We start from the raw sequence: 19,324 nt of genomic DNA, 5'->3' as shown, positions 1-19,324 counted from the left end.
GAGGTGGGATATTTGTCTACGAGTTGGACAAAAGGTTCGCTAACCTCTGCAGGTGATTTCCTACCGTGCGATCGTTCCCGCGGAGCTCGACCGTGTGACCGCGTGGGTCGTGACCGAGCCCGTCGGCTGGATCCCCGCCGACCGTTACCTCGCTGAACTGGCCGAGAACATGTACCGGCCGGAGTGGACGTGGATCGCCGAGGTCGGCGACCGGGTCGTGGGACGGGCGCTGTGGTGGGGGCCGAGGGACAGCGCGTATCCGGTCGCGCTCGACTGCCTCGACGTGGATCCCGCGGTGGGTGAGCGCACCGCGGTCGCCGCCGAACTGATCAGGGCCGCGTTGGCAGGGTTCCCGCGGCCGGTGCAGTACGCGATCAAGGCAGCGGGCGGCTGGCGTGAGGATCCGGCCATCTCGGCGGCCGTGGAATGGCGGCGGGCGGCAGCGCACGCGGCCGGCCTCACCCAGGAGGTGGAGCGGCTGCAGTTCGAGTGGGCGCCGGCCGACGGGGTGCCCCCGGCGGCCGGGGCGCTGCGGTTCGCCGAGGCGTCCGACGAGGAGTTCCTGGCGGTGTTCACGAGAATCGCCGAGGGCAGCCTGGACTTCCAGACCCGAACGAGCGTGGCGGCCATGGGCGTGGACGCGGCCGCGCGCGAAGAGATGGACTTCTATCTCGGAGCGCCGGGCAAGCGGGAGTGGTGGCGGATCGCCTATACGCACGAGGGCGAGGTGGCGGGCATGGCGATCCCCTCGGCGACGCCGTACAACGTGAACGTGGGGTATCTCGGGGTGGTCCCGGAGTTCCGGGGGCGCGGATACGTGGACGAGGTGCTCGCCGAGATCACCCGCATGCACGCGGCCAACGGAGAGTCGCGCATCACCGCCACCACCGACGTGGGCAACGGGCCGATGGCGGCCGCTTTCCTGCGCGCCGGATACCGCAACACGGAGATCCGGATCAACCTCTCCAACGACCTCCGGTCCTAAGGATTTGTTGCCGGGGGCGGAGCGCCACCTACGGGGTCGAGGACCCAGGAACAGCCGTTGGCGCTGAGAATGAACTTACCTGAGCTGTGATGTTCACCTTCAGCATGTCACCGCTCTACCAGCAGGTCTCCGGCCATGGATGATGCGGTGGATGGTGGAGCGGATGTTGGCGCTCTTGGTCTCCAAGAGGCTGTCGACGCGGGTCCGCATCTCCTTCGACGCCACCGGTACAGCCGAGCTGACCGTCGGCGGGCCGTCGGACGAGCCGGTGGAGCCGATCGACGACTATCGGCTGAAGGTGCTGCGGGCGAGCCGTCGCACCACGGTGTACCCGTACGAGCAGCTGCCGGCGGGCCATAGCAGCGTGGCCACGATCGTCAAGCCCGACTCATGCCACACTCAGAGGCTGCTCCGATGCACGGACCAGGTCCACGATGGAGTCGCGGATCCTGTACCGGTACGGCTGGCGCGAGCCGTACCCGAGGGAGGCCGCGACGTTGCCGGCCGCCAACCTGCCTTGGCGCAGGGCATGCTGCCCGCTCATCGGGGTGATCTTGCCGGGCCTGGTGAGGTCGGGGACGGCGGCCACGTCGCCGCAGGCGTAGATCTCCGGATGGCCGGGCACGGTGAGGTGCTCGTCCACCCTGATCCTGCCCTGCTCGGCCGCCAGCCCGAGGTTGGTCACGAGCGGATCGGGGCGGACCCCGAAGCTCCACACGATCGTGCGGGTGGGGATGAACGCGCCGTCGGTGAGCCGTAGCCCCCCGGAGGTGATCTGGCCGAGCGAGGTCTGCGTCCGAACCTCCACTCCCCGCGACCGCAGCATTCGGACGGTGGCGCTGGACACGCGGTGCCGCATGTCAGGCAGCAGCCATTCGGCGGGATCGGCCAGGATCCAGCGGATCGGCTGCTCGCGCAACCGCGGGTCGCGGCAGGCGATCGACTGGGACAGCGACTGCCCGGCCGAGGCCACCGCCGTGCCCGCGTATCCCGCGCCGAGTACGACGAACGTGCAGTGCGCGGCGCGTTCGAAGGGATCGGTGCTCGCGGCGGCGAGGGAAACCTGCCGGTGGATGTGATCGCGCAGATGGAGGGCCTGGTCGACGTTGTGGAAGCCGAAGCTGTGCGCCGAGACCGCGGAGACCTGGGCGACTTCACTGACGCCTCCCGCTGCGATGATCAGCCGGTCGTAGTCCAGCACGCCGCCGTCGTGAAGCACGCGCTGGGCGTGGGCGTCGATATGAGTGACCGTGCCGAGCACCAACCGCACCCCCGGCAGCGTCTCGGCCAGCGACACGCTGACCCGATCCGGGCTGAGGACGCCCGTCATCACCTGCGGGAGCAGCTCTGGACGCAGTGTCATGCCGCTCCGGTTGACCAGCACGATCTCGGCGCCGTCTCCCAGCTTGCTCGACAGGGTACGCGCCGCCTCATGCCCGGCGACCCCAGCTCCTAAGATCACAACCTGTGGCCTGTTCGGTGTCATCGTCATCTCCCTGAGGTGATCGCCGGTTCCCGGCTCTCCTGCTGCGCCGGCGCCAGTCGTTCGTGGAACCCGCCGTCGGTGGAGCGCGTGATGATCCCGGTCTCCACTCCGTGCTCGGCCACGTGGCGATCCGTCTGCTGAAGCGCGAGGCAGATCCACCGGGTGATGACGAAGGCGACGACGGGGCCGATGACCACGGCGAGCCTGAAGAAGATCGTCACAGCATCGACGGTCATGTGGAACTGGTGGGCGAGCTGGTCGTTGGCCGCGGCTGCCCACAGCAGACCGTAGAACGTGACGCCGGCGACGGCGATGGCTGTCTTCACCGGCGTCTCACGTGGCCGATCGAGCAGGTCATGTGCGAGCGCCTCGCGTGCCATGCGTCTCGTGGTCTTGGGCCGGCCCAGCGCGTCGCGGCGGCTGCGTCGCGAGAGGAGGAAGCGCTCGGCCATCGGGTAGGCGGCCAGGGCGGTGAAGAAGACCCCGGGTACCACCAGTGTGGGGACGAGGGCCGTGAGGTTGAGCGTGTGGTCCCCTATGGTGAGTTCCCAGCCGGGCATGATCCGCAGGGCGCCGTCGAGGAACCCCATGTACCAGTCGGGAACCGAGCCCGCCGAGATCTGCGTCGGCTTGGCAGGGCCGTACAGCCATATGGGGGCAATCTGGAAACCGAACCCGAGAATGATCAGCATGCCGATCGTCGCGAGCGCCATCGTGGGGCGTACGCTCCGCCGCGCCGGCAACGAGGCGATGAACCGGGAGTGGCCGTGCCGCCGCACCAGCAGCTCACGGGCGATCAACATCGCGGCCATGACGACCGGGATCAGCAGGTGTGCCCCGTACATGACCGGAATGACCCTGTCGCCGGGAAAGTCCGGGCCGAACAGCAGCGACATCGCCCAGGCGCCCACCACGGGGATGGACTGCACGACCGACATGATCAGCCACAGGCTCCCACCCGACAGCATGTCGTCAGGCAGGGCGTTGCCGGTTTCGCCCGCGGCCATGCCCAGCGCCAGCAGCGTCACCCAGATCAGCCACTGTCCGGTGCGCGGGCGGCGGAGCGCGCCGGTGAGGAACATGCGCAGCAACTGCAGGACGACGGCCGCCACGAAGACGAGCGCCGCCCAGTGGTGGACCTGGCGGATGAGCAGGCCGCCGCGCACCTCCAGGCTCAGGTGCATGGTCGAGTCGAAGGCCTTACTGACGAAGAGTCCGCGCAGCGGGCCGTACGAGCCGTCATAGGTCACCTGGGACATGCTGGGGTCGTAGAACACCATCAGCACCGCCCCGGTCGCCGCCAGAACCACGAACGACCAGATGGCGATTTCCGCGAACATGAACGACCAGTGGGAGAACTGGAACGAGCGGCGTCTGACCGACAACGAACGCATTTGGGCCCCCTATCCTTGCCTACTCCTATGACGGAATCGGGCCGGGGGTTGTGACAGCGATGAGGCGTCGGTGGCGGTGATTCGCGTCACCACCACGTGGAGCGCGGTCAGCGCTTGACGGCTCGCAGGACGACGAACTTGCGGTCGCTCGCGGCGACCTCGCAGTTGCCGAACAGCCGGCGCAGCTTCACGTGGTAGCCGAGGTGCCGGTTGGCGACCACCCACAGCTCGCCGCCGCGGCGCAGTGCCGCGCGTGACCCGTTGAACATGCGCCAAGCCGTGGCGTCGGTCCTCGCGCGGTGCGTGTGGAACGGCGGGTTGGTCAGGACCAGGTCCACCGTGCCCGCCGGTAGGCCGGACATGCCGTCGGCCGCCAGGTACGTCGCGATGTCGTCCGCGTCCACGTTCGCCCTGAACGTCGCCTCCGCCGAAGCGAGCGCCTGGTAGGACTCGTCGATGAACGTCACCTTGGCGTCACGGTCGGTCAATGACGCGGCGAGCCCGATCACCCCGTTGCCGCAGCCCAGGTCCACGACCTGCGCATGCCCCCGGAGCGGCGGCAGGTTCTGCAGGAAGAACCGGGTGCCGATGTCGAGGCGTTCGGCGCAGAAGGTACCCGCGTGGTTGGTGACGGTGAGTCCTGAGACCGCTCCGATGCCGGTGGGCAGCGCGTAGCTGCGCGGCCATGGGCTGGCGCTGCGGGGCAGCCCGGGGTCGGGTGAGCAGAAGATGAGCCGCGCCTTCTTCGCCGCGAGGGACGTCCTGGTCGGCCCGAGAATACGTTCGAACAGCTGTAGGGTCGAGGTGTGGATCTCGGTGACCATTCCCGCGCCGACGACCACGGTGCCCGCGTGCACGTGCGGCGCCAGACGGTGCAGCTGATCCTCAAGGAGCGAGAGCCCTTTGGGCACCCGGATCAGCAACACGTCGATCCGGGGAGGTGGCGCGTCCATCGTCGTGCACAGCCGTACCGCGTCCTCGGCGACCCCGTTGCGGCTCAGGTTCGCCCGGGTCGCCTGCTGGGTGAGGTAGGAGTCGGTGATCTGTACGGGGCGATGGTCGGCGAGTGCGGTGACCAGAGCACCCCAGCGGTCGCCCAGCACGACCACGGTGCCCGACAGGTCGGTCGGTTCGCCGTCGATGCCCGCGAGATGCCGCAGCAGGTACTCGTCGGCGGCGTCCCACGCGCGTAGCGGATCGCGGGGATCTTCGGGGAAGCGGGTGAGAGCGTACTCGCCTCGCGACGTGCTCAAATGGTTCATCGCGCCTCAGGCTAGCGAGTCTCGCGTCCGTCATGCCATCGAGGATGGACGTCTCCGGCTGTGTCAGCCCAGGCGGTCGGGGAGGGGGGCCAGGGGGTAGTTGCTCCATACGAAGGCGTCCATCTGGTGCTGGTCGGCGGACAGATTGACCACTTTGTCGACCTTGCCGTCGGCGTTGAAGTGCCACACCAGCGCCCACAGGGTGTCGACCTTGCCGATGCCCTCGGTGGTCCAGCCGCGGTGGACGTCCACGACGTACTCCTCGTTGGCCTCGAGGAACATCGGATCGGCCTGGAAGCCGGACTTGGCGAGCTGGGTGAAGAACGCGACCACCTCCTCCACCCCGTGCTTGACGCCCGAGAGGGGGTGGTGTCCGGGGATCGTCCACTGGACGTCCTCGGCGAGTACCTGCGCGATGCCGTCCAGGTCGTCGGCCGCGTACGCGGTGAAGAAGCGCCCGATGGCCTCGATCTTCGGGTCTTGGGTGATCATCAGTCCTCCGTGGTCTGATCTATGGGGGTGGGTGGCGGCGCGGAGACGTTCCGGCCACATCCGCATGGTTCGGCTAGATTTGTCGTGGTGGCGACCATCTCAGACCCGCTGATCTGTATCAATGCGTGATCGGGGAAGGCTCGTTTAGTCGGGCTCAACGACGGGGGCGGCGGTGCTGGAACGGCAGGAGATCCAGGTTTTCCTGGTACTCGCCGACGAGTTGCACTTCGGCCGGACGGCCGAGCGACTGAGGCTCACCCCGGGCCGCGTCAGCCAGACGATCAAGAAGATGGAGCGCCTGGTCGGTGCGCCGCTGTTCGAGCGCACCAGCCGCCAGGTCCGCCTGACACCTCTCGGCAGGCAGCTCGCCGAAGGGCTGAGGCCGCACGTGGACGGCATCCAGAATGCGCTCCAGCGGGCGATCGACGCGGGACACGGCGTCAGCGGCGTCCTGCGGGTGGGCTTCCTCGGTGCGATCGCCGGCCAGCTCCTGCTCAAGGCGGTGAGCGTGTTCGCCGACCGTCATCCCGACTGCGCGGTGCACATCCATGAGACGCACTGGCACGACACCGTCTCCCGGCTCCTCGGCGGTGACATCGATGTCCAGTTCACCGACGTCCTGTTCGCCAGCCAGCCCGGCCTGACCGCCGGCCCCGTGCTGCTGTCGGAGTCGCGCATGGTCGCGGTGCCGGCCGGCCACGTCCTGGCCGGGATGGAGTCAGTGCCGATGGCGGCGCTCGCCGAGCATCCCCTGATCCAGGGACCGCGCGATGCCCCGCAGGCGTTCGAGGTCGACCGGACGCCGCGTCGCACCCCGGACGGCAGGCCCATCCCGGAGGGCCCTCAGGCCGCGAGTTTCGGTGAGGCACTCACCCTCATCGCGGCCGGCAAGGGCGTCTACCTCGTCGGGGAGCATGCCGCACGGTTCTACCCACGGCCCGACATCGCCTACGTCCTCGTGCACGACGCCCCGCCCATCCGCTGGGCGCCCATCTGGCTGGCGGCCAACTCCAGTGGGCGCGTGCGTGAGTTCGTCCGCGCGGCGAGTGCCGGCGCTCAGTGAGGGAGGGGACCATGCCGCCCCCTCGGCGCATCTCCTGACCGGACCGGCACTGGCCCGAGCACCCGTGGCCGAGCGCGACAACCTCTCAAGATTTCCTGGAAGAATCGCGCGCCGGCGGGCAAACAGGAGTGTGATCACTGCTCCGGACGTCTTCGAGGCCGTCTTCGAAGCCCACTACGAGGAGATCTGGCGCTACATCGGCCGCAGGCTGGACCTCGACGTGGCCGAGGACCTGGCGGCGGAGACGTTCCTCATCGCCTTCAGGCAGCGCGACCGCTTCGACGCGGCCGCAGGCGGGGTAAGGCCGTGGCTGTACGGCATCGCCACCAACCTCATCGGCAGGCATCGCCGCGCCGAGGTGCGTAGATACCGCGCCATGGCCAGGACGGGGCCGCCACCTGACGACGAAGGTCACGATCAGCGGATCGTGGACAGGATCAGCGCGAGCGTGACGGTCGACCGGCTGGCGGGGGCGCTGGCGCGGCTGTCGCAGGGCGAGCGCGACGTGGTGCTGCTCGTCGCGTACGCCGGACTGAGGTACGACGAGGTGGCGGCGGCGCTCGGAATCGCCTCGGGGACGGTCGCGTCCCGGTTGAACAGGGCCAGGGCCAAGCTGCGTGAGGGGTTGGGATGAACGAGTTCCAGGTCATCGACTCGGTGATGCCCGATGTGCCGTCCCCATCGGCCGGCCAACTGGCGGCGGCGCGGGCGCGGATACGCGCGGCCGCACCGGTTCCCGCTGTGGCCGGTTCACGGGTGGGCAGGAGGCCGTGGACGGGCATGGCGCTCGTGGCGGCGGCGGTCGCGCTCGTGATCGGCGCGGTGGCGACACTCGTGCCCCGGCCCGCGGTGGAGCCTGCCGCGGTGACGCCCATGCAGAAGCTGGAGGCCGCGGCCGCCAGGCTGGCGGCGACACCGGAGGCGAAGGGTCGCTTCTGGCGACGGGACACCGAGCAGGTCATGCGGACGAACAACGGGAACGGCTACCAGGTCGAGGAGCGGGCCATGGAGGTGCTCGCCCTCGGGCCCTACCGCGAGGTCTACGGCTGGTACGAGCCGATGTCGTCGAAGCCGTACACGGCCGAGGGCCTGAAGGCGTGGCGACGGGACGGCTCACCCAAGCTGTGCCCGGCGCGGGGGTGCGACAAGAACATGCCCGCGTACTCCTCGACACCTCTGAAGTCGGCGCTGAAGCTCGCGGAGGGGTTGACGCCGACGCTGACGGAGCTGCGGAACCTCCCCAAGGCGCCGGCGGCGCTCAGGACGCGGCTGCTGGAGAGTTATGACCCCCAGGTGGCCGCTGAGCGAGAGCAATGGCTCGCGGGGGCCGCCTTGCGGCTGGCCGGCTCACCGGCGACGCCCGGCACCAGGGCTGCGGCCTACCTTCTCCTGGCGAAGGCGCCGGGCATCGAGGTGGTCGAGGGCGTTCCCGGCACGTTCGGGCTCGGCGGGCTGGCCCTCCAGTCCAGGGTAAGTCAGCTGGTGATCGACCCCAGGACCGGGCAGCTGCTCGGGAGGCAGTGGCTGGCTCCCGACGGCGTCGCGTGGAACGCCGAGATCGTCAGGAAGGCGGGCTGGAGCGATGTGCGGCCGGTGCCGCCTCCCGGGTGCCGGCGCTGTACGGCCCGGCTCTAGAACACCGGACCGTGGCGCGGCATGTCCAGGCTTGGGCGGATCACCGGCCTGCGGCGTCGTGCGGAACGACTACACGATCTTGCCCGGGGCGGCGAACAGGTCCGCGAACAGCGTGTCCCTGGAGGCCCTCGCGGCCTCCTCGGCCGCCGTGATCGCCGTGAGAATGGCGTCGGCCAGGCCCGTCGCGTCCAGCCTTCTCCGGCTCCGTGGCGAGATCTCCAGTCGCACGAGGGTGCCGAGCGCGTCGGTGACGGCGGCGATCCCGCCGTCGTCGGCCCGGCCGGAGAACTCGGCGGCGCTCCACTCCTCCACCCTCGCCTCCGCTCGGGCGGCGGCGGCGATCAGCGCCTCCAGCCGCGCCTCCGCCTCCTCCAGCTCCTCCATCGCTCACTCTCCTCGCAGCACGTTGTGGATGTAACCCTGGAGCGGGTCGGCGGCATCTGCGCCCACGGTGCCCTGCGTCCGGCCTGTGAGGTCCTGGACGACCTCGGTAAGCCGCTCTCCCATCGCGAGGTGAGCCGCGGCGATCGCCTCCTGGACGGCCTGCGCGAGCTGGATGTGGTCGAGGCCGCGCAGGCCGCGCGGGTCGATCGAAAGCCCGCGCAGGCGCCCGCTGCCGGTCACCTCGGCACGGACCACCCCAGACGGGTCGATGCCCGACAGTCGTTCCTCCTCCAGCCCGTCCAGAGCCCCGGTCAGGGCTTGGGCCCAGTCATCCGCCTCACGCAGCAGGCGGGGGAGATCGTCCGGCCCGCCCCCGGCCAACGCCTCGACGTTTCTCATGAGGCGCCCTTGGATGCGGGGATCCAGTACTCATCCAGCAGGGTGGGGTCCTCGATCGCGGGAGTGAGGTGGAGGTCGCGCGCCCCCAGCGCCGGGTCGCCGGACCGGTAGAAGGCGCCCCTCAGGTCGTTGAGCTTGAGCTCCAGCTTGTTGAGGTCACTCTCGTAGGAGTTGTACACGTCGGCGAACTGCTTGACCAGGTTGCCGGACGCGCTCATGAAGAGCCCGACCTGGGTCATCAGGGCGACCCTGCCGACCGGGTGCGCGCTCATGGTGGCCACGGCGCGCAGGATAGGGGCGGAGGTGGCATAGAGCCCGAACACCGACAAGTCGTACTCCAGCACCTCCTTGTACTGGCCGTGCATCGTGCTGCTCATCGCGCCTGAGATCTTGCCGAGCTGGCCGTAGAGGCCGTTGACGTTGAACCGGATGTACTGCTGGAGGGTCTGGACCGCCTGGCCGGTCCAGTTGGGGGTGATGTCGTCGAAGAAGGACCGCCACAGGTCCGACCGGCTGCCCTCCAACCGCCCGGCCATGTCCTTCCACTGCTCGCGCCGGTCGTAGAAGAGGAACGGATTGCCCAGGTTGAGGGTGGCCGCGACGTCCAGCGCGAGCGCGGCCACGCCGAGTCCCGAGACCGCCATCGCGGCCCGGTTGCTCTGGCGCAGCGGGTTCAACTCCGTGATCAGCCGCTTGTAGAAGCCGGGGTCGGTACGCGTCTTGGGGGCGACCGTGACGGTCCGCTGCACGGTGCCGCGGGCGTCGGTGACGTGGAGCTGCTGGTCGGCCGTGGGCGCGGTCTGGCCTGGCAGGATCAGCTTCGGCGGTTCGCCGGAGGGAACCGTCATCGCGAACTCCTCACGTGGGTGTGCTGTTCTGGTCGGCGGCGGCGTAGTTGTCGGCGGCTCTGGAGACCTTGCCGCTGTCGGTGCGCAGCACCTCGGCGAGGATGCCGGCGCTGTCCTCCCACGTGTCGGTGACGGTGTTGAACCGGCCGACGAACATCAGCCCGACTATGGGCACCCCGGCCATGGGGATCAGGTTCCAGCCCTCGAAGCGTGGCGTCCACTGCCTGACGGTTTCCACGCCGGTGGCGGAGCTGTCCATGGTGCCGGCGAACTTCCGCACGTACCGCTCATGCTCGGTGTAGCCGTCCCGGGCGCCACCGGGGTCGTCCGGTGCCGGCGCGTACCTGGCTGACACGGCCTGCGCGGGCTGCGTCCGCAGACTCTGCGGGAGGCAACTGGGCGGCGGGCAGGCGGGGGCATGCGAGCACGGGCTCACGAGCGTCGCCATGGTGGCAGGGCCGGATGCCGAGACGGTCGGCGAACTGACCGTGGATGACGGTTGATCGGTTAACACGCGATCTTTGTATCATCACCCGTTCCGCGTCGCCGGAGGCGACCACGGGCGGCCGCGCGAACCGTGACCCGGGCGCCCGGGCCCCCTCGGCCCAGCGCACGATCGCGCTGTCCAGCGACTCCGGCGACCTGGAGGTCATGACACCCTGATGGCGCCGCGAACCCGGCGCGTCTCATGTCAGCCGGCGTGCTGCTCCAGCCAGGCGACGGTGTGCCGCACGTAGCTTTCGACATGCGCCAGCGGCCGGCCGGAGAGTTCGAGAACCGCGACCAGGTGGTCGACGCCGAAGGTCCTTTCCCAGACACAGGCTCGGTGGTAGGTCTCGGCGTCGACGGCCTGGCGGAGGTTGTCCCAGCCGTGCCACGCCATGAAGGCGGCGTCGATCGCGGGATCGAACAGGTGGGCCCGATCCCAGTCCAGGACACCGATCAGCTTGCCGTTCTCGCTCCAATGGATGTTGGACCCGACCAGATCGCCGTGGACGAGCGAGTCGGGGACGGGTTCGAGGGCCAGCGCCTCCTCCAGGCGTCTCCGGCCCTCGCCACGCCACTTCGCCGGGAAGAGGGGGATGACCTCCTCAGCCAAGATCGACGCCCAGTTGTCGCTGCCGTGGTGCTCGCGTGGCGCGGGCAGGACGGCGCGCAGCTCGGGGGTGACGGGCAACTCCCGTACGGCCCTCAGCAGCTCGCCGATCCTGCCAGGATCGCCCTCGCCCTCCCCCAGCCCGGCACCGTCGATCCATGACACGGCGACAGCCGCTCGATCCCCGAACATCCTCACCGGCGTCAGCGGCTCGGGGACGGCGAACGGCGGCCCGGCGGCGGCGATCAGGCGCAGCACCTCGGTGCGGCGCGGCAGGGCCTCGGCGCCCGCGGGGCGCCGGCTGACGCGCACGGCCGCGACACCGGGAAGCAGGACGACGTCGTGAATCCCACCCCGGGCCAGCCGCGCCGCGTCGAGGGGGGCTCCCGGGAGGAGCGCGTCAGCCATCTCCAGCAGGTCGTCGGGTACGTGCCCACGCATACATCGGCTACTTTCTGCGGTAGGGACGCGGTGCCGCCTGACACATGCGGCCACCACAAATCATAGAAACGCCGACGTCCCGCGCTGATCGCCGGCCGCAGCTCTCGATGGCAGTGCGCTGGTTGAGATGGCGACAATATTTCTATCATGGACATGATGCCTAGCATTGCTATGCTGATGCCATGTCCGCCATCACCGAACGCCGCGAACGTGAACGCGCCCAGCGCCATCAGCTGATCATCACGGCCGCCCGCGAACTGGCCGAGGCCGAGGGGTGGGAGGCGGTGACCACGCGAAGGCTGGCTGAGCGCGTCGAGTACAGCCAGCCCGTGCTCTACAGCCACTTCGACGGCAAGGACGCCATCCTGCGCGCCGTCGCCATCGAAGGCTTCGGTGAGCTCGCGGCCCGCCTGCGCCGTGCCCGGCTGGCCGACCCCGAGCCGCCGCGGACGCTGCACGCCGTCTGCCGCGCCTACCTGGAGTTCGCGACCGAGCAGCCCGCCCTCTACCAGGCCATGTTCGTCCTGCCGACCGAGGTGAAGTTCGCGCACGCCGAGACGCCGCCCCCGCTGCGCGCCGCTTTCGACGAGTTCGTGAGCTGCTTCGGCTCGGACAACCCGCGACGCGAGCTGTTCGCCGAAGTCACCTGGAGCGCGTTGCACGGCATGGCCGCCCTGTCGGACAGCGGCCGCATCCCCCCGGACGGCCAAGCGGAGCGGCTCGACTTCCTCGTCAGCCGGATCGCCGGCACGCCGGGCGGATCGGCCGGCTGACGACCCGCGAGGCCGGTGAACCGGCGGTCGGGTGGGCGCGGGATGTGCCATGGTGATCTTTATGGTCTGGGCGACGATGTTCCGTTCGGTGCTGATCGCGGCCGGGGTGACCGGCATGGTCTATACGTGGATCGCCCTGGCCGACCCGCTGAACCCGCTCGTGCTGTTCACCGTACAGAGCAATCTGCTGCTCGCCGGCTACTGCTTCTGGCGGGTGGTGAGCAGGCGGCGGCCCTCCCTCGAGGTCAAGGGGGCGGTGACGCTCTACATCGTGATCACCGGGCTGATCTGGCACTTCCTGCGCATGCGCGGGGCCAACCCCTTCGAGCGCCTGTCCCACTCCGGTCTCGGTCTCGGCAACTTCCTCCTCCACTACGTGACACCGGTCATGGCCGTGATCGACTGGCTGTTCTTCGACCGGAACGCCGCCCGGCCGAGATGGGCGGCCGCCTTCGTGTGGCTGGCCTATCCGGTGGCGTATCTGGTGTTCGCGCTGGTGCGGGGCGCGCTGCTGCCCGCACAGGCGTGGAAGAGATACCCCTATCCGTTCCTGGACGTGGACAAGTACGGCTATGGCGGGGTCTCGCTCATGGCGGTGGCGCTGGCCGTCTGCTTCGCCCTGCTCGGCTGCGGGCTCATCGCCCTGCACCGCCTGGCCGACCGTGCCGATACGGCCGCCGCCTCCGTGCTCTCGTCCCCAGCCGGAGCCGCAGACCGATAGGTCGAGGGTCAGGCCGCGGGTCTGCGGGCGGCGAAGCGCTCGATCATGCCGGGTTCGAAACGGTCGTGCCGTTCGACGGTCAGCCCGCAGCACCCGGATCGGCCGTGGGGCGCGCAGTCCTGTGCTGTTTGCCGGGTCTTTGCCCATGGTCACGACACGCCCTTCCGGCGAGCGAAACCCGTAGCCCCACAGCGGTTCCACGTGCGCGGCGCCAGACTTGAACTGTTCCTTACCTTGTATCGTTCGTGTTTATGGCGATATGTTTGGCACCATGACCGCACCCAGGACACCGACCACCGCCGAGGAGCTGCGCGGTGCAGGCCTGCGGGTGACGGCCGCCCGAGTCGCGCTGCTCGACACCGTTCGGGACGGCGATCACCTCGACGTCGAGGCGATCGCCTCCGGGGTGCGCGATCGCGTGGGCCACATCTCTCTCCAAGCCGTGTACGAGGCCCTCAACGCGCTCACCGCGGCGGGACTCGTACGCCGCATCGAGCCTGCCGGGAGCCCGGCCCGGTTCGAGCGACGCGTCGGCGACAACCACCACCACGTGGTGTGCCGGTCGTGCGGCGCCGTCGGCGACGTCGACTGCGCGGTCGGCCATGCGCCCTGCCTGACCGCGTCCGACGACCACGGCTTCTCGATCGAGGAGGCCGAGGTCATCTACTGGGGCCTGTGCCCCGGCTGTTCCACTTCCCGCAGTTCCTGAGCACCGTGATCCGCGTAGCCCGGAAGGATTCCCATGTCCGAGAACCATGATGCAATCGTCACCGACCCGAAGACGGAGGGCGGAGGCGGCTGCCCGGTCCCGCACGGGCGCGCCCTGCACCCGACCCAGGGCGGCGGCAACCGTCAGTGGTGGCCTGAGCGGCTCAACCTGAAGATCCTCGCCAAGAACCCCGCCGTGGCCAACCCCCTCGGCGGCGACTTCGACTACGCCGAGGCGTTCAAGAGCCTCGACCTCCCGGCCGTGAAGCGGGACATCGCCGAGGTGCTGACCACCTCGCAGGACTGGTGGCCGGCCGACTTCGGCCACTACGGCCCGTTCATGGTCCGGATGGCGTGGCACAGCGCGGGCACGTACCGGATCAGCGACGGCCGCGGCGGAGCCGGCGCCGGCCAGCAGCGCTTCGCGCCCCTCAACAGCTGGCCCGACAACGGCAACCTCGACAAGGCCCGCCGCCTGCTGTGGCCGGTCAAGAAGAAGTACGGCCGGAACCTCTCGTGGGCCGACCTGTTGATCCTCGCCGGCAACGTGGCGCTGGAGTCGATGGGCTTCAAGACGTTCGGCTACGCCGGCGGTCGCGCGGACGTGTGGGAGCCCGACGAGGACGTCTACTGGGGTCCCGAGACCACCTGGCTCGGCGATGAGCGCTACAGCGGCGACCGGGAGCTCGAGAACCCGCTCGGCGCGGTGCAGATGGGCCTCATCTACGTCAACCCGGAGGGCCCGAACGGCAACCCGGACCCGCTGGCCGCGGCCCGCGACATCCGTGAGACGTTCCGCCGGATGGCGATGAACGACGAGGAGACGGTCGCCCTGATCGCGGGCGGTCACACCTTCGGCAAGACCCACGGCGCCGGCCCGGCGGACCACGTCGGCGCCGACCCCGAGGCCGCCTCGATCGAGGAGCAGGGCCTGGGCTGGAGGAGCACCTTCGGCACCGGCAAGGGCGGCGACACGATCACCAGCGGCCTTGAGGGCATCTGGACCAACACCCCGATCACCTGGGACAACAGCTTCTTCGAGATCCTCTTCGGCTACGAGTGGGAGCTGTTCAAGAGCCCCGCCGGCGCGCACCAGTGGAGGCCCAAGGACGGCGCCGGGGCCGGCACCGTTCCCGACGCCCACGACCCGTCGAAGACCCACGCCCCGACGATGCTGACGACCGACCTCTCGCTCCGCGTCGACCCGATCTACGAGCAGATCTCGCGGCGCTTCCTGGAGAACCCCGACGAGTTCGCGGACGCGTTCGCGCGGGCGTGGTTCAAGCTGACCCACCGCGACATGGGGCCGGTCGCCCGCTACCTCGGCCCGGAGGTCCCGGCCGAGACGCTGCTGTGGCAGGACCCGCTTCCCCCGGTGACGCACGAGCTCGTCGACGCCCAGGACGTCGCCTACCTCAAGGGTCAGGTCCTCGCCTCGGGCCTGTCGGTGTCCCAGCTCGTGTCCACCGCGTGGGCGTCGGCCTCGTCGTTCCGCGGCAGCGACAAGCGCGGCGGCGCCAACGGCGCCCGCATCCGCCTCCAGCCGCAGAGCGGGTGGGAGGTCAACGACCCCGACCAGCTGGCGACGGTGCTGCGCACCCTGGAAGGGATCAAGGACGCCTTCGACGCCGCGCAGACCGGCGGCAAGAAGGTCTCGCTCGCCGACCTGATCGTGCTGGCCGGTGCCGCGGGCGTCGAGCAGGCCGCCAAGGACGCCGGTTTCGACGTCCAGGTGCCGTTCACGCCGGGCCGCGTGGACGCCTCGCAGGAGCAGACCGACGTGGAGTCGTTCGCCGCTCTGGAGCCGACCGCCGACGGGTTCCGCAACTACCTCGGCAAGGGCAACCGGCTGCCGGCCGAGTACCTGCTGCTCGACCGGGCGAACCTGCTGACCCTGAGCGCCCCCGAGATGACCGTCCTCCTCGGCGGTCTCCGCGTCCTGGGCGCGAACCACCAGCAGTCGTCGCTCGGCGTCCTCACCACGACCCCCGGCGCTCTGACGAACGACTTCTTCGTCAACCTGCTCGACCTGGGCACGGTGTGGAAGGCGACCTCCGAGGACCAGAGCACGTTCGAGGGTCGCGACACCGCCACGGGCGAGGTCAAGTGGACCGGCAGCCGCGCCGACCTGGTCTTCGGGTCGAACTCCGAGCTGCGCGCGATCGCCGAGGTCTACGCGAGCGACGATGCGAAGGAGAAGTTCGTGAACGACTTCGTCGCGGCGTGGGACAAGGTCATGAACCTGGACCGGTTCGACCTGGTCTGACCCGTCTGATCGATGTCCAGGCCGGCCCCGTACGGGCCGGCCTGGACATCGCCGTATGAGCGGAGGTCAGCGGCCACTGCCCGCCACGAGGCCGGAGTACGAGGCGACCACCTTGACCTGGTCCGGCTCGGCCTTCTTCGGCGGGATGTGGGCCGCCACCTGGAACAGGTCGGTGACCTCCATGTACGTGTAGTACTTGTCGCGCAGGAAGCCGCTGTCCTTCTGGAGGACGTAGTTGCGCTGCGGGCTCGGCCGTACGTCGTAGCGGATGGTGCGCTCGATCGTGGTGAAGGTCAGTGCCCCGCCGTCGCTGGTGCGCAGCGTGTACGTCGGGTAGCGGGTGGCCGGGCGGGCCTTGGTGGTGATGTGCGCGTACGGGTTCATCCGCAGGCGGGTCTTCGCGGCGCTGGTGGTGAGGTTGTCGGCGGCGAAGAGGCTCTTGTCGGCGGCGGTGCCCCTGCCGGCCAGGTGGGAGGCGTACTTCCTCGCGAAATCGGCCGGTGACATCATCAGGCCGGTCCCGTCAGCGGGGCCGACCTCCTTGGCGAGGCCCGCGGCGTTCACGGAGATCGCCGGCAGTTGCTCGGCGGTGGTGCCCTCGAAGGTGTCGGGGGAGTACATCTGCCGCCAGCCGTCCCCCTGCCGGGCGAAGAGCAGGTACGTCGGCTCCTTCGCGGTCGTCGGCTTGCGCTGCCAGTGCGCCGTGGCCAGGAACCAGGGCTTCTGCGCGGCGGCCGGCGCCTGGAAGACGGGCTTCGTGTAGCCGAACGGCTTGGACTTGGTGGTCTTGTACAGGATGCGGCTGGAGGCGTAGCTCGCCTTGTCAATGGTGAAGCTGGAGCCGCCTTCGTACTCCGCCAGGAGCTTGGCGCTCCGGGCCTTGTTGGCGGCGTTGTTGCGTTTCACGTAGTCGGCGAGGACCGAGGCGGCCTCCTGGTCCGAGACGGCGCGAGCGGGCGTCGGGGAACTGCTCGCACTCGGTGTGCCCGGGGTGCCGGCCGCGGGGCCCGCCTTTGCGCCCATGCCCGGGAGGGCGGAGCATGCTGTGAGCAGACACCCTGCCATGACGCCACTGATCGTCCAGCCGTACCTTCGCACTTTCCGTACCTCTAACCACTACGGGACCAAAGGGCCTCAAGGTAGCAGCAGTGATGCCGGGCACCGGCCGCGGGCAGCCACGAGTGCCGCGCGATCTCCACGACCAACCCCAGAGAAGCGGTGTCCGTGACGGCCGCCCAGAGGATCGCGGCCACCGCGTGGCCGGCCTCGTCCGTGGTGAGCCCGTCCAGATCCCACTCGATCAGGGTCGTGCCGCCGGTGACGGAGATCGTGGTCAGGACGTCGGTGTCGGCGTTCAGCCACAGTTGCAGGGTGAACGGCGGGGAACCGGCTGCCTGGCGGCAGTCGCGCCGGAGGGCGTCGAAGGAGGACTCGCTGGGACCCCCGACCTGCTCGGCAAGCTGGCTACCTCGCGTGACGCCGCCCGCGACGACCGGCACGCCGCGATGGCCCGCGGCTACTTCAAGCTGCTGTCGGAGTGCGGCCTGCTCCGCGCCGACATGGACGCCGACGAGGTCGGCTACGCCTACCAGGCGACATTCGAGGGCTTCCTGCAGGGCGAGGCGAGTGCCCCGGCTGAGGGCCTGGAGTAGCGGGCGGACCTGCTGGCGCGCACCGTCCGGCAGGCGTTCGAGAGCGAGCCGGCCACCCCGGACGGCGCCCTGCGGGACCTCGCCGCCGCCGTCGTCGCCCTGCTCACCGACCTCATCGACGCCGACCGCGCCGAGTCCGGCATCCCCCGGTCCTGACTAACGGGATCTTCGGGGGCGGCGGGCGCCGTTCCCGACGATCTCCTCGCGGGGCAGTGCGGACAGCGTCTGGAGCGCGCGCAGGAAGGCGTCGCGGTCCTCGGCGGGCAGGCGCGCCAGGAGCCGGTCCTCCTGCCGCTGGATGCCCGCCTGGGCGGCGTCGCGGACGCGCCGGCCTTCGGCGGTGAGCGACAGCAGGTGTGTACGCCGGTCGGCCGGGTCGGCCCGCCGCTCGATGAGCCCGCGCTCCTGCAGGCCGTCGAGCACGCCGATGATGCGGGTCTTGTCCGCCCCGATGGCCTGGGCCAGCGCGCTCTGGCTCCGTACCGGCTGCCTGCTCAGTGCGAGCAGGACCACGTACGCCCACATGGACAGGCCGTGCGCCCGCAGGACCGGCAGCTCGGCCGCGACCAGGGCGCGGCTCAGGGGCGCCATCATCGCCGCGAGGTCGGGACGTCCGGCCGCCGTCTCCTCAGGGGCCCTGCTCTCCGCCATGCCCCAACGATATGCCGTCGTTTAATATGTGCATGGACTTATAGTAGGCACATGCTTATGATTGCGCCATGACGACTTCCGATGCCACCCGTATCACCGCCCTGAACAGGCGCGCGGTCGAGATCAGCGTCGAGGTGGTGTCCCGGGTGACCGTGGCCGACCTCGACCGGCCCACGCCCTGCGCCGAGTGGACGCTGGGCGACCTGCTCGCCCACATGACGGCCCAGCACCGCGGCTTCGCGGCCGCGGCCCGAGGTCATGGCGCGGACCTCGCGGTGTGGGAGGTCCGCCCCTTCCCCGGCGGCGGCGACCCGTCGGCGGAGTACGCCGAGGCCGCGCGCGACGTCCTCGCCGCGTTCGCCGAGGAGGGTGTGCTGGAGCGGGAGTTCGACCTTCCCGAGTTCGGCCCCGGCGCGGTGTTCCCCGGCGCGCGGGCCATCGGCTTCCATCTCATCGACTACGTGGTGCACGGCTGGGACGTGGCCCGGTCGCTGGGCCGGCCGTACGAGCTGGAGGCGGAGCTGGCCGAGCCGGCGCTGCGCGTCGCCCGCGCGGTCCCCGACGGGGCCAACCGGCTGGCGCCGGGGGCGGCGTTCCGGCCGGGCCTGCCGGTGAAGGACGACGCCGAGCCCCTGGAGCAGATCCTCACGCTCCTCGGCCGCTCACCGTCCTGGCCCGCCTGACCGTCTCAACTCGCGGCGTGTTCCTCCGTCGGGGCCAGCCACGGCAGGTCGGCCGCGCGGTAGAGCACCACGATCAGGGCCACGACGGCGACGAACCAGGCGATGGGCGTGACAAAGCCCAGGTCGGCGTGGCCGAAGCCGGACAGGACGCCGAGGACTCCCAGGCTGACCACGGCCCAGCGGAGCACGTCGAGGCGAGCGGCGGTGGAGATCTCGCCCTGGGGCCGGAGCCGCCGGATGATCGCGTCGACGGTCAGCCAGACGGCGAACAAGGCGCCGGCCTCGGCTGGTCGAAGCAGGGCCCCTTCCTGGTCCAGGACGCTCTGAACGAGCGTGTCCACTATCTCGACCTGGCGACGGGCAGGCTCTGGAGGAAACGCGGCAA

The 19,324-nt window shown here is 70.0% G+C and carries 23 protein-coding genes; 10 read left to right on the top strand and 13 right to left on the bottom strand.

What is annotated here, in order from left to right; translation table 11 throughout:
• The first annotated feature begins 52 nt into the window (after positions 1 to 52).
• Positions 53 to 985 (top strand): GNAT family N-acetyltransferase, encoded by a 933-nt coding sequence (locus AB0H64_RS08745; RefSeq protein ID WP_357621763.1) that lies wholly within the window; start codon positions 53 to 55, stop codon positions 983 to 985.
• A 388-nt stretch (positions 986 to 1,373) separates the two neighbouring features.
• Here the strand turns inward: AB0H64_RS08745 and AB0H64_RS08740 are convergent, their stop codons facing one another.
• The 4 genes from AB0H64_RS08740 to AB0H64_RS08725 all read right to left on the bottom strand — a co-directional run bounded on the left by AB0H64_RS08740 (position 1,374) and on the right by AB0H64_RS08725 (position 5,619).
• Positions 1,374 to 2,447 (bottom strand): FAD-dependent oxidoreductase, encoded by a 1,074-nt coding sequence (locus AB0H64_RS08740; RefSeq protein ID WP_357621761.1) that lies wholly within the window; start codon positions 2,445 to 2,447, stop codon positions 1,374 to 1,376.
• A 26-nt stretch (positions 2,448 to 2,473) separates the two neighbouring features.
• A complete protein-coding gene (locus AB0H64_RS08735; RefSeq protein WP_357621758.1) occupies positions 2,474 to 3,865 on the bottom strand; it encodes a cytochrome b N-terminal domain-containing protein in 1,392 nt (463 codons plus the stop codon).
• 107 nt (positions 3,866 to 3,972) lie between these two features.
• Complete coding sequence (locus AB0H64_RS08730) at positions 3,973 to 5,127, bottom strand: methyltransferase (protein WP_357621756.1); 1,155 nt, start codon at positions 5,125 to 5,127, stop codon at positions 3,973 to 3,975.
• Positions 5,128 to 5,190: 63 nt separating this feature from the next.
• Complete coding sequence (locus AB0H64_RS08725) at positions 5,191 to 5,619, bottom strand: nuclear transport factor 2 family protein (protein ID WP_357621753.1); 429 nt, start codon at positions 5,617 to 5,619, stop codon at positions 5,191 to 5,193.
• A gap of 172 nt (positions 5,620 to 5,791) precedes the next feature.
• Between AB0H64_RS08725 and AB0H64_RS08720 the strand changes: the two genes are divergently transcribed.
• From AB0H64_RS08720 to AB0H64_RS08710, 3 genes are all read left to right on the top strand, one after another.
• Positions 5,792 to 6,682 carry a LysR family transcriptional regulator gene (locus AB0H64_RS08720; protein WP_357621750.1) on the top strand — a complete coding sequence of 297 codons (891 nt, stop codon included), beginning with the start codon at positions 5,792 to 5,794 and terminating at the stop codon, positions 6,680 to 6,682.
• A gap of 130 nt (positions 6,683 to 6,812) precedes the next feature.
• Positions 6,813 to 7,316 (top strand): RNA polymerase sigma factor, encoded by a 504-nt coding sequence (locus tag AB0H64_RS08715; RefSeq protein ID WP_357621747.1) that lies wholly within the window; start codon positions 6,813 to 6,815, stop codon positions 7,314 to 7,316.
• Positions 7,313 to 8,317, top strand: a complete 1,005-nt coding sequence (locus tag AB0H64_RS08710) for a hypothetical protein (protein ID WP_357621745.1) — start codon at positions 7,313 to 7,315, stop codon at positions 8,315 to 8,317. The genes AB0H64_RS08715 and AB0H64_RS08710 overlap by 4 nt, the downstream gene beginning before the upstream one ends.
• A gap of 69 nt (positions 8,318 to 8,386) precedes the next feature.
• Here the strand turns inward: AB0H64_RS08710 and AB0H64_RS08705 are convergent, their stop codons facing one another.
• The 5 genes from AB0H64_RS08705 to AB0H64_RS08685 form a co-directional block, all read right to left on the bottom strand.
• Positions 8,387 to 8,701 (bottom strand): YbaB/EbfC family nucleoid-associated protein, encoded by a 315-nt coding sequence (locus tag AB0H64_RS08705; RefSeq protein WP_357621742.1) that lies wholly within the window; start codon positions 8,699 to 8,701, stop codon positions 8,387 to 8,389.
• 3 nt (positions 8,702 to 8,704) lie between these two features.
• Positions 8,705 to 9,100, bottom strand: a complete 396-nt coding sequence (locus AB0H64_RS08700; protein WP_357621740.1) for a YbaB/EbfC family nucleoid-associated protein — start codon at positions 9,098 to 9,100, stop codon at positions 8,705 to 8,707.
• On the bottom strand, positions 9,097 to 9,948 hold the full coding sequence (locus tag AB0H64_RS08695; protein WP_357621738.1) for a hypothetical protein: 852 nt from the start codon (positions 9,946 to 9,948) through the stop codon (positions 9,097 to 9,099). Before AB0H64_RS08695 ends, AB0H64_RS08700 begins: the two co-directional genes overlap by 4 nt.
• A gap of 10 nt (positions 9,949 to 9,958) precedes the next feature.
• Complete coding sequence (locus tag AB0H64_RS08690; protein ID WP_357621736.1) at positions 9,959 to 10,396, bottom strand: hypothetical protein; 438 nt, start codon at positions 10,394 to 10,396, stop codon at positions 9,959 to 9,961.
• A gap of 243 nt (positions 10,397 to 10,639) precedes the next feature.
• Positions 10,640 to 11,485 carry a phosphotransferase gene (locus AB0H64_RS08685; protein WP_357621734.1) on the bottom strand — a complete coding sequence of 282 codons (846 nt, stop codon included), beginning with the start codon at positions 11,483 to 11,485 and terminating at the stop codon, positions 10,640 to 10,642.
• Positions 11,486 to 11,667: 182 nt separating this feature from the next.
• Here AB0H64_RS08685 and AB0H64_RS08680 point away from each other — a divergent pair, with 182 nt between their 5' ends.
• The 4 genes from AB0H64_RS08680 to katG all read left to right on the top strand — a co-directional run bounded on the left by AB0H64_RS08680 (position 11,668) and on the right by katG (position 15,953).
• The gene (locus AB0H64_RS08680; protein WP_357621731.1) at positions 11,668 to 12,258 is read left to right on the top strand and encodes a TetR/AcrR family transcriptional regulator; all 591 of its coding nucleotides are present in this window, start codon (positions 11,668 to 11,670) and stop codon (positions 12,256 to 12,258) included.
• Between the two features lie 49 nt (positions 12,259 to 12,307).
• Complete coding sequence (locus tag AB0H64_RS08675) at positions 12,308 to 12,979, top strand: Pr6Pr family membrane protein (RefSeq protein WP_357621729.1); 672 nt, start codon at positions 12,308 to 12,310, stop codon at positions 12,977 to 12,979.
• Between the two features lie 271 nt (positions 12,980 to 13,250).
• Positions 13,251 to 13,688, top strand: a complete 438-nt coding sequence (locus AB0H64_RS08670; RefSeq protein WP_357621726.1) for a Fur family transcriptional regulator — start codon at positions 13,251 to 13,253, stop codon at positions 13,686 to 13,688.
• Positions 13,689 to 13,721: 33 nt separating this feature from the next.
• The gene (gene katG / locus AB0H64_RS08665; protein ID WP_357621723.1) at positions 13,722 to 15,953 is read left to right on the top strand and encodes a catalase/peroxidase HPI; all 2,232 of its coding nucleotides are present in this window, start codon (positions 13,722 to 13,724) and stop codon (positions 15,951 to 15,953) included.
• 66 nt (positions 15,954 to 16,019) lie between these two features.
• Here the strand turns inward: katG and AB0H64_RS08660 are convergent, their stop codons facing one another.
• Entirely contained in the window at positions 16,020 to 16,976 is a 957-nt protein-coding gene (locus AB0H64_RS08660) for a hypothetical protein (RefSeq protein ID WP_357621721.1), read from the bottom strand.
• An 86-nt stretch (positions 16,977 to 17,062) separates the two neighbouring features.
• Positions 17,063 to 17,452 (bottom strand): hypothetical protein, encoded by a 390-nt coding sequence (locus tag AB0H64_RS08655; protein ID WP_357621718.1) that lies wholly within the window; start codon positions 17,450 to 17,452, stop codon positions 17,063 to 17,065.
• Positions 17,453 to 17,458: 6 nt separating this feature from the next.
• On the opposite strand from AB0H64_RS08655, the gene AB0H64_RS08650 reads away from it, so the two are divergent.
• On the top strand, positions 17,459 to 17,605 hold the full coding sequence (locus AB0H64_RS08650) for a hypothetical protein (protein WP_357621715.1): 147 nt from the start codon (positions 17,459 to 17,461) through the stop codon (positions 17,603 to 17,605).
• Positions 17,606 to 17,761: 156 nt separating this feature from the next.
• Here AB0H64_RS08650 and AB0H64_RS08645 read toward each other — a convergent pair whose 3' ends face one another.
• The gene (locus AB0H64_RS08645; RefSeq protein ID WP_357621713.1) at positions 17,762 to 18,256 is read right to left on the bottom strand and encodes a MarR family transcriptional regulator; all 495 of its coding nucleotides are present in this window, start codon (positions 18,254 to 18,256) and stop codon (positions 17,762 to 17,764) included.
• Between the two features lie 68 nt (positions 18,257 to 18,324).
• On the opposite strand from AB0H64_RS08645, the gene AB0H64_RS08640 reads away from it, so the two are divergent.
• Positions 18,325 to 18,939 (top strand): TIGR03086 family metal-binding protein, encoded by a 615-nt coding sequence (locus AB0H64_RS08640; RefSeq protein WP_357621710.1) that lies wholly within the window; start codon positions 18,325 to 18,327, stop codon positions 18,937 to 18,939.
• A 5-nt stretch (positions 18,940 to 18,944) separates the two neighbouring features.
• Here AB0H64_RS08640 and AB0H64_RS08635 read toward each other — a convergent pair whose 3' ends face one another.
• Positions 18,945 to 19,280 carry a hypothetical protein gene (locus AB0H64_RS08635; protein ID WP_357621707.1) on the bottom strand — a complete coding sequence of 112 codons (336 nt, stop codon included), beginning with the start codon at positions 19,278 to 19,280 and terminating at the stop codon, positions 18,945 to 18,947.
• Positions 19,281 to 19,324: the final 44 nt, after the last annotated feature.

The sequence above is a fragment of the Nonomuraea sp. NPDC050733 genome, assembly GCF_040654215.1.
Lineage (GTDB): Bacteria > Actinomycetota > Actinomycetes > Streptosporangiales > Streptosporangiaceae > Nonomuraea.
The sequence above is the reverse complement of the archived record's forward strand: the minus strand, read 5'-3'. Positions and strand labels throughout refer to the sequence as shown.

Bases quoted from the DNA above. Each gene is read 5' to 3' on its own strand.
- AB0H64_RS08690 (WP_357621736.1), bottom strand. From the start codon at position 10,396: ATGGCGACGCTCGTGAGCCCGTGCTCGCATGCCCCCGCCTGCCCGCCG.
- AB0H64_RS08735 (WP_357621758.1), bottom strand. From the start codon at position 3,865: ATGCGTTCGTTGTCGGTCAGACGCCGCTCGTTCCAGTTCTCCCACTGG.
- AB0H64_RS08670 (WP_357621726.1), top strand. From the start codon at position 13,251: ATGACCGCACCCAGGACACCGACCACCGCCGAGGAGCTGCGCGGTGCA.
- AB0H64_RS08705 (WP_357621742.1), bottom strand. From the start codon at position 8,701: ATGGAGGAGCTGGAGGAGGCGGAGGCGCGGCTGGAGGCGCTGATCGCC.
- AB0H64_RS08680 (WP_357621731.1), top strand. From the start codon at position 11,668: ATGTCCGCCATCACCGAACGCCGCGAACGTGAACGCGCCCAGCGCCAT.
- AB0H64_RS08700 (WP_357621740.1), bottom strand. From the start codon at position 9,100: ATGAGAAACGTCGAGGCGTTGGCCGGGGGCGGGCCGGACGATCTCCCC.
- katG (WP_357621723.1), top strand. From the start codon at position 13,722: ATGTCCGAGAACCATGATGCAATCGTCACCGACCCGAAGACGGAGGGC.
- AB0H64_RS08640 (WP_357621710.1), top strand. From the start codon at position 18,325: ATGACGACTTCCGATGCCACCCGTATCACCGCCCTGAACAGGCGCGCG.
- AB0H64_RS08725 (WP_357621753.1), bottom strand. From the start codon at position 5,619: ATGATCACCCAAGACCCGAAGATCGAGGCCATCGGGCGCTTCTTCACC.
- AB0H64_RS08685 (WP_357621734.1), bottom strand. From the start codon at position 11,485: ATGCGTGGGCACGTACCCGACGACCTGCTGGAGATGGCTGACGCGCTC.
- AB0H64_RS08710 (WP_357621745.1), top strand. From the start codon at position 7,313: ATGAACGAGTTCCAGGTCATCGACTCGGTGATGCCCGATGTGCCGTCC.
- AB0H64_RS08675 (WP_357621729.1), top strand. From the start codon at position 12,308: ATGGTGATCTTTATGGTCTGGGCGACGATGTTCCGTTCGGTGCTGATC.
- AB0H64_RS08650 (WP_357621715.1), top strand. From the start codon at position 17,459: ATGGCCCGCGGCTACTTCAAGCTGCTGTCGGAGTGCGGCCTGCTCCGC.
- AB0H64_RS08660 (WP_357621721.1), bottom strand. From the start codon at position 16,976: ATGGGCGCAAAGGCGGGCCCCGCGGCCGGCACCCCGGGCACACCGAGT.
- AB0H64_RS08645 (WP_357621713.1), bottom strand. From the start codon at position 18,256: ATGGCGGAGAGCAGGGCCCCTGAGGAGACGGCGGCCGGACGTCCCGAC.
- AB0H64_RS08695 (WP_357621738.1), bottom strand. From the start codon at position 9,948: ATGACGGTTCCCTCCGGCGAACCGCCGAAGCTGATCCTGCCAGGCCAG.
- AB0H64_RS08730 (WP_357621756.1), bottom strand. From the start codon at position 5,127: ATGAACCATTTGAGCACGTCGCGAGGCGAGTACGCTCTCACCCGCTTC.